The organism is Streptomyces sp. NPDC006265, from assembly GCF_040613555.1.
Taxonomy (GTDB): domain Bacteria; phylum Actinomycetota; class Actinomycetes; order Streptomycetales; family Streptomycetaceae; genus Streptomyces.
Genome location: NZ_JBEXSH010000791.1, coordinates 1 through 4,316 on the forward strand (window position 1 = coordinate 1; position 4,316 = coordinate 4,316).

The 4,316-nt window shown below is 73.1% G+C and carries 5 protein-coding genes; 1 reads left to right on the plus strand and 4 read right to left on the minus strand.

The features are described from left to right. The coding region (locus ABZ281_RS40000) for a transglutaminase-like domain-containing protein (protein ID WP_356662890.1) at window positions 1-610 on the plus strand (610 nt) is incomplete at its 5' end. Window positions 611-637: 27 nt separating this feature from the next. Here ABZ281_RS40000 and ABZ281_RS40005 read toward each other — a convergent pair. Genes ABZ281_RS40005 through ABZ281_RS40020 form a run of 4 tightly spaced genes read right to left on the minus strand, consistent with a single transcriptional unit; the run spans window position 638 to window position 4,060 of the window. Next, window positions 638-1,252, minus strand: a complete 615-nt coding sequence (locus ABZ281_RS40005) for a response regulator transcription factor (RefSeq protein ID WP_356662891.1) — start codon at window positions 1,250-1,252, stop codon at window positions 638-640. Next, window positions 1,249-2,415 (minus strand): histidine kinase, encoded by a 1,167-nt coding sequence (locus tag ABZ281_RS40010; protein ID WP_356662892.1) that lies wholly within the window; start codon window positions 2,413-2,415, stop codon window positions 1,249-1,251. The genes ABZ281_RS40005 and ABZ281_RS40010 overlap by 4 nt, the downstream gene beginning before the upstream one ends. Beyond that, window positions 2,412-3,152, minus strand: coding sequence for an ABC transporter permease (locus tag ABZ281_RS40015; RefSeq protein WP_356662893.1), 741 nt, complete (start codon window positions 3,150-3,152; stop codon window positions 2,412-2,414). Before ABZ281_RS40015 ends, ABZ281_RS40010 begins: the two co-directional genes overlap by 4 nt. Further along, window positions 3,149-4,060 (minus strand): ABC transporter ATP-binding protein, encoded by a 912-nt coding sequence (locus ABZ281_RS40020; RefSeq protein WP_356662894.1) that lies wholly within the window; start codon window positions 4,058-4,060, stop codon window positions 3,149-3,151. The genes ABZ281_RS40015 and ABZ281_RS40020 overlap by 4 nt, the downstream gene beginning before the upstream one ends. Window positions 4,061-4,316 lie beyond the last annotated feature (256 nt).

A 4,316-nucleotide genomic window follows, 5' to 3' on the forward strand; every position in this document is an offset into this window, starting at 1 on the left:
GCTCGGTGAGCGGATGGGGTTCCAGGGCGCCCCCGCCGACTACCAGCGGCTGGAGTCGTCGCTGCTGCACGAGGTGCTGGAGCGGCGCAGGGGGCTGCCGATCCTGCTGTCGGTGGTGTGGCTGGAGGTGGCACGGCGGGCCGGCGCACCGGTGTACGGGGTGGCCCTGCCGGGGCACTTCGTGGTCGGGTTCGGGCCCGACGAGGGGCAGGTGCTCGCGGATCCGTTCGACGGCGGGCGGGTGCTGACCGGGGCGGACGCCGAATTGCTGGTGGCCGGGGCGACGGGGACGGCGATCGATCCGTCGATGCTGCGGCCGGCCGATCCGCTGGATGTGGTGCTGCGGATCCTGAACAACGTGCGGGCGTGGGCGGCGGCCCGTCCCGAGCGGTCGGACGTGGCGTTGTGGGCGGTCGAGCTGTCACTGTTGCTGCCGTCGCATCCGGCCCGGTTGCGGTACGAGCGGGCGCAGTTGCTCGTCCAGCGGGGGGAGTTCGTGGCCGGGGCCGAGGAGTTGGAGGCCTACGCGGACGTGGTCTCGGCGGTGGACGAGGGGGCTGCCGAGCGGGTGCGGGGGGAGGCTTTCGCGGCCAGGGCGATGCTCAACTGACGCGCCCGCGCCCCTGGAAGGCCGGATTCACAGCCAGCCCTTTTCGCGTGCCACCCGGACCGCCTCCGCGCGGTTTCGCACGGCCAGCTTCTGGATCGCCGTGGAGAGGTAGTTGCGGACGGTGCCCTGGGAGAGGTGCAGGGCCGTGGCCAGTTCGGCGTTGGTGGAGCCGTCGGCGGCGGCCCGCAGGACCTCTCGCTCCCGGTCCGTCAGCGGGTTGGCGCCTTCCGCCAGGGCCGCTGCCGCCAGGGTCGGGTCGATGACGCGTTCGCCGGTGAGGACCTTGCGGATCGCCTCGGCGAGCTGGGCGGCGGGGGCGTCCTTGACCAGGAAGGCGTCGGCGCCGGACTCCATGGCGCTGCGCAGGTAGCCGGGGCGGCCGAAGGTGGTGAGGATGACCAGCTTCACGGCCGGGAGCTCCGCGTGCAGGCGGGCGGCGGCCTCTATGCCCGTGGCGCCGGGCATCTCGATGTCCAGGAGGGCCACGTCCACGGCGTGTGCGCGGGCCGCCTCCAGGACCTCGTCGCCCCGGGCCACCTGGGCGACGACCTCGATGTCCTCCTCCAGGCCGAGCAGGGCGGCCAAAGCCTCGCGGACCATCGACTGGTCCTCGGCGAGCAGGACCTTGATCGTGCGGCTCATGCCGGGGATCCTACGTCCGCCGGTCCGGCCGTCGGCACGCGGGCGACCAGGCGAAAGCCGGACTTGAGCGGGCCCGCCTCCAGGGCGCCGCCGGCCTTGGTGAGGCGTTCGGTGAGGCCCGCGAGACCGTTGCCCTGGCCGGTGCCCGCGCCGCCCGAGCCGTTGTCCTCGACGGTGAGTTCCAGCACCGGGCCGTCCAGGGTCTGGCGGCACAGCAGCTCGACCGTGCAGCGGCGGGCGCCGCTGTGCCGTACGACGTTGGTGACCGCCTCGCGCAGCGCCCAGGCGAGGGCCGACTCGCTCTCCTCTGGCACGCCGTCGAGGTCGGGTTCGCCGGGGAGTGCGGGGGTGACGCCGGCCGCGGTCAGGGCGGCCCGGGCGCCGGCGAGTTCGGCGTGCAGGCGGGGGCGGCGGTAGCCGGTGACGGCCTCGCGTACGTCGACGAGGGCCTGGCGGCTGACCTGCTCGATGTCGGCGACCTGCTGGGCCGCCTCGTCGGGCCGTCCGGGCAGCATCCGCCCGGCCAGCTCGCTCTTGAGGGTGATCAGGGACAGGGAGTGGCCGAGCAGGTCGTGCAGGTCCCGGGCCAGCCGCAGGCGCTCCTCGTTGGCGGCCAGCTGGGCGACGGTGGCGCGGGCCTCGCGCAGGGCGATGGTCGTCCGGACGAGTTCGCGGACGCCCGTCATCGCGAAGCCGCCGAGCAGGGCCGGGATGAGCAGTCCGGCCAGGTAGGAGTGCCCGTCCGGCACGGCGAACGCCACGGCGGTCAGCAGCGCGCAGGCGCCCGGGATCGTCCAGCGGGCCATGCGCAGCGGCAGGGCCGCGCCGGACGCGATCGAGACGTACACGAACAGCACCAGCCACTCGCGGCCCAGGGTGAGGGCGAGGAGCGTGGACTGGGCCGCGAGGACCCCGAGCGAGCCGAGCACCAGGCCGTTGCGCTCACCGCGGCCGGTGCGGAAGACCAGCACCATGTACCAGGCCACGAACGCGGCCAGGCCCAGCCAGCCGAGGATCCGCACACCCGTGCTGTGGCCGCCGTGCAGCAGGTCGGAGACGGGTGCGCCGAGGTAGACCAGCCAGATGCCGGTCCACAGCGACTTCACGACCCGCTGCTTGCGGTTGACCGGGCGCTGCCCCATGCCGAACCCGACGCCGCTCACGCCTTCAGGGTGTCCTTCCGGTACAGCCAGGCCGCGCCGCCCGCGAACAGGACGAACGACACCACGAGGACGGCGAGGTCCTGGACGTGCGGGGCCCGGCTCTGCTCGATGGCCTGTCCCAGGGCAGCGTACGCGTGCGTGGGCAGCCACTTGGCGATGTCCTGGAGCCAGTCCGGGAAGGTCGTCGTGGGCATCCACAGACCGCCGAGCATGGACAGGCCGAAGTAGGTGATCATCGTGATCGGGCGGACCGCGTCCCCGCTGGCCAGGTAGCCGATGGCGACGCCGAGCGCGGCGAAGACGAGGCTGCCGGCCCAGATCGCGCCGGTGAGGGCGAGCCACTGCCAGGCGTCCAGGCGGACATCCTTCACGCTCGCCGCGACGGCGAAGACGATGACGATGGACGGCAGACTGACGACGGCGGCGCTCGCGGTCTTGGCAAGGACGTAGCCGCGGCCCGGCAGCGGGGTCAGGCGCAGTTGCCGCACCCAGCCGCACTCGCGCTCCTTGGCGATGCGCTCGCTGTTGCCCATGAGGACGGCCGTGAGGGCGCCGAAGGACGCCATGGAGACCATCATGTAGGCCGGGAGGGTCAGGCCGCTGCCGGGGATCTCCGTGGCGCCGTCGGCGTTGCCCGCGATGATCAGAAACAGCACCGACGGGTAGATCACGGAGAAGAACAGGAACTTGCGGTTGCGCAGGGCGCGGGCGAGTTCCAGTTTGATCAGGCTGTTCACCGGGTCTTCGCCTCCTCGGCGGTGGTGATGGCGACGAAGGCCTGCTCCAGGCCGAGCCCGGCGACCTCGAGGTTGCGGGGGTAGACGCCGAGGCCGTACAGGGCGTGGACGGTGGCGTCGGCGCCGGCGGACTGGATGCGCACGGTCCGGCCGGAGATGTCGATCCCGGTCAGGAACGGCAGGGCGCGCAGGGCGGGTTCGTCGAGGGCGCCGTCCACGTCGAAGGAGACCCGGCGGACGCCCGCCTTGGCCTTGATCTCGGCGGCGGTGCCGTCGGCGAGGAGCCGGCCGCGGTGCAGCACGAGGACCCGGTCGGCGACGGCGTCCGCCTCTTCGAGGTAGTGGGTGGCGAAGAGGACGGTCCGGCCCTGGCCGGCCTGCTCGCGCATGGTGGCCCAGAAGGCCTGGCGGGTGGTGACGTCCATGCCGGTGGTGGGCTCGTCCAGCACGATGAGGTCGCTGTCGCCGGCGGTGGCGAGGGCGAAACGGACGCGCTGGGCCTGGCCGCCGGAGAGCTTGTTGACCTTGCGGTCGGCGATCTGCGCGATGCCCGCCCGGGACAGCACCTCGGAGGGCCGGTACGGCTTCGGGTGCAGGTCGCAGGCGAGCCGCACGAGTTCGGCGACCGTGACCTCGTCCATGAGGCCGCCGCTCTGCAGCATGGCGCCCACGCGCCCGGCGACGATGGCGTCCCGGGGGCTGGTGCCGAAGAGCCGGACCGTGCCGCTGTCGGGCTTCTTGAGGCCGAGCAGCAGGTCGAGGGTGGTGGACTTGCCGGCCCCGTTGGGCCCGAGCAGGGCCACGGTCTCCCCCGGCCTGAGGTCGAGGGTCAGCCCGTCCACGGCCCGGACGGCGTCGTACGCCTTGCTCACCTGGTCGAACGCGACCACCGAGGCTGTCGTTGTCATACGGACATCGTCGCTTCGGGGCCGCCGGCGGGGCAGTGTCGGGCGTCCGGAGTGCCGTATGACAGGTGTCATGCCGGGGCCGTGCCAGGGGCCGTCGGCGGCTCCGCGCGGGACGCGCCCGGGACCGGGAAACCTGTGGCATGAACGCGCTAAGGCCACTGGTGCCGCGGCAGGCAACGTTTGCCCGTTGAGGAGCGGCGTCCGGTGCGTGCTCTCGGCGTGCCGGCCGGAAGCCCTCGTACTGGACGTACTCGGG